The organism is Cellulomonas citrea (assembly GCF_009829685.1).
In the GTDB taxonomy this organism is placed as follows: domain Bacteria; phylum Actinomycetota; class Actinomycetes; order Actinomycetales; family Cellulomonadaceae; genus Cellulomonas; species Cellulomonas citrea.
Genome location: NZ_VWSD01000222.1, coordinates 1 through 3260, shown reverse-complemented (window position 1 = coordinate 3260; position 3260 = coordinate 1). Strand labels below are relative to the sequence as shown.

Genomic DNA, 3260 nt, shown 5'->3' with positions numbered 1-3260 from the left:
CACCGCGGCGAGCGGCCCGTCGGCGAGCGCCGCGGCCAGGTCGAGCCGCACCGGGTGCGCCGGGGCCAGGTAGGAGGCGCGCAGCGCGTACGCCGTACGCCCGTCGGGGCTCACGCAGACATCACTGAACGCCGCATCGTCGCTGGTCAGCCGCATGGGCGGCGCGTCGTCCAGACCGAGGTGGAAGATCGGGGCGCGGCCGTCCTCATCGGCCACGACGAGCAGGCCCGAGCTGTCCGGCAACCAGGTGAGCGCGGCCGGCCAGCGGTCCCAGCCCTCAGCCAGCCGGCGCACCGGACCACCGGCCAGCGGCACCAGCCCGACGGTCTGGTTCGGCGCCTGGTGCGGTGTGCTCTGGTCCTCGACGACAAAGGCCACCCACTGCCCGTCCGGCGAGATCGCCGGGTACCAGACGTCAGCCGTCGGCAGGTCGACGAGCACCCGGCGGGCGCCGTCGGCCACGTCGATCGCCACGAGCGTCGCGCGCACGTCACCCCGGGCGCCCGGCACCTCCCAGACGGCCACGACCGTGGTGCCGTCGGGGCTGAGGGTGGCCTCACCCTCGCCGAGCGCGTGCCCGGCCTGCGGGGTCAGGTCGCGCAGCGTCGCCGTCGGCTCGCTCGTCCCGGCGGGCGCGGTACCCGGCACCGCCGAGGCGACGAAGACGTGCGTGTGGCCAGGCCCCAGGTCGTGGTCCCAGAGCCGGACCGGGTAGCCGTCGTGCAGGATCGCCCCGAGCTTGAGGTCCTTGCGCTCCTTGCGGAGCTTCTCGTCGTCGGCCTCGTCGCGCGCACCGGGCAGCACCTCCGACGTGAGCAGCACGGTGCCGGCCTGCCGCGCGACCCGCAGACCGCCGAGCCCGGCCGTGCGGGCCGCCACCTGACGGGCCTCACCGCCGTCCCTCGGCAGCAGGTGCAGCGACGGGGTCTCGTCCTCGTCCTCGCCACCGGTGGGACGCACCGCGGTGAAGAGCAGGTCGCCGGCCGGGGTGAACGCGGCCTCGCCCTCGCCCTTGGCGCCCCGCGTGAGCCGGCGCGCCGGTGCCTGGCCGGCCGGGTCCACCTGCCACCAAGCGGTGCGGTAGGCCGTCTTCTTGGTGTCGAGGGACTGCACGCTCACCGCCAGGCGGGTGCCGTCCGGCGACAGGACGAGGTGCCCGGTACGGGGCAGGGCGATGTACTGCTCGAGGTCATGGAAGGGGGTGCTCACCGTTCGATCCTGGCACGAGCCACCCACGTCCCGCCGCCGGAATGTGCTCAGCGCGGCTCGTCCCGCGAGGCCAGCCGGCCGAGCATCGCGTTGTACTCGTCCAGCTCGGCGTCCCCGGAGCGGTCCACCCGCCGGTCCCGACGTCGGGCCGCACGCTCGTCGTCGCGCGCCCACGCGACCGCCACCGCGATCGCGAGCGCGAGCGTCGGCAGCTCACCGATGCCCCACGCCACCGACCCGCCGAGCTGCTGGTCCACCAGCGCCGACGGTCCCCACGGGCGCCCCATCAGCCCGAACCAGTCGGCGACCAGCAGCGCCTTGCCCGACTGCAGCGTCACCCCGAAGAACGCGTGGAAGCCCATCGTCGCGAACAGCAGCAGCAGCCGCAGCGGGTAGGACGGGCGGGCCGGCCCCGGGTCGATCCCCACGAGCGCGTTGGCGAACAGGTACCCGGCCAGGGAGAAGTGCACGACCATGAAGAGGTGGCCGACCGGGTCGGCCAACGCCCAGCCGAACACGTCGGTGTAGTAGAAGACCACCATCGAGCCGGCGAAGTTCGCCGCGGCCACCAGCGGGTTCGCCAGGAACCGGCCCCAGTGCGACTGCACCAGCACGAGCAGCCACTCGCGCGGCCCGCGTGAGGTGTCCCCGCGCAGCCCGGCGGCGCGCACCGGCAGCGCCCGCAGCGCGAGCGTCACCGGACCCGAGAGCGCCAGGAAGATCGGGATGACGGTGGCGAGCACCATGTGCTGCACCATGTGCGCGCTGAACAGCACGTGGCCGTACACGGCCGCACCGCCGTTGGTCGTCCAGGCGAAGCCGACCATCCCCACGAGCCAGGACGCGGTGCGCAGCCACGGCCAGGCGTCCCCGCGCCGGTGCAGCCGGTGCACCCACCGCAGGTACACGACGACGCCGGACGCGGCCGCGCACGCCGTCACCAGATCAGGGCTGGTGAGCGTGAGCCAGTGCCAGAGCGTCGGCTGCGGCGGCAGCGGCTCGCCGGTGAGCAGGAACGCGGGGCTCGGGACCGTCGGCACCCGGCCCGGGTCCGGCGGTGCGGTCGAGCCGAGCGCCACGGCGACCGCCGAGACGGCGCCCATGACCGCGAGCTCGACGACGAGCACCCGCCAGAACAACGACGGCCGGTCGGCCAGCAGCGGCAGCGTGCGCCGCCGGTGCAGCAGGCCCAGCAGCCCGAGCACGACGACGAGCCCGGTCTTCACCAGCAGCAGCACACCCCACCGGGTGCCCAGCCCGGCCAGCCCGTCGAGCCGGATCCAGGCGTTGACCACCCCGGAGACGACCACCCCGGCGGTGCACCAGCCGGCGAGCACCGAGTACCGCGCCACCGAGGCGGTGAGGTCGGAGCCGAACCGGCCCACCAGCAGTGCGAGCGCCGCGAGACCGCCCACCCACACGGCCGCGCTCACCAGGTGCACCACCATCGCGGAGGTGGCCAGGTGGTGGCTCGTGGTGCCGGCCGCGTGCCCCGTCTGCGCCTGCTGCCACAGCGCGACGACGACGAGCAGCACCGTCCAGCCGACCCCCGTCGGGGTGGCGACCAGGAAGGACAGGGCCGTCGCGGCGGCCGCGACGAGCACCACCGAGGCCAGCGTGCGCCCCAGGTCCACCTGGAGCACGAAGACCATGAGCCCCTGCTGGCCGACGGTCTGGGACAGCGCCTGGCCGGCGACCGAGGCGTAGGTGAGCACGAGGTGCGCCACCCCGACGAGGGTCCACACCGCGGCGGCGACACCGGCGAGCTGGGTGGCCCGTGGCCAGGCGCGACCGTCCACCGCACCCGGGGCCCCGGCCGGGTCGCGGCGCGGCAGCACGCACGCCGCCAGGGCGAGCGCACCCAGAGTGACCGCACCGGCCAGCTCGCCGATCGTCGCGGTGAGCGGCAGGGCCCAGCGCACCAGGGCGCCGGGGTCGCCGAGCCGGGGGGCCGCGACCGCTCCGCTCCACAGCAGGGCGGGCACCAGCACGACGAGGGTCGCGGCCACGAGCACCCCGGCGTTGCGCACGGCGGTGCGCGACGTCAGGAC

The 3260-nt window shown here is 75.3% G+C and carries 1 protein-coding gene and 1 pseudogene; both read right to left on the bottom strand.

Going from position 1 to position 3260, the window contains the following annotated elements:
- Window positions 1-1209, bottom strand: a pseudogene (locus F2B26_RS15325) (S9 family peptidase); the annotation flags it as partial.
- A gap of 47 nt (window positions 1210-1256) precedes the next feature.
- A partial coding sequence (locus tag F2B26_RS15320; protein ID WP_438939212.1) for a bifunctional copper resistance protein CopD/cytochrome c oxidase assembly protein occupies window positions 1257-3260 on the bottom strand: 2004 nt, incomplete at its 5' end.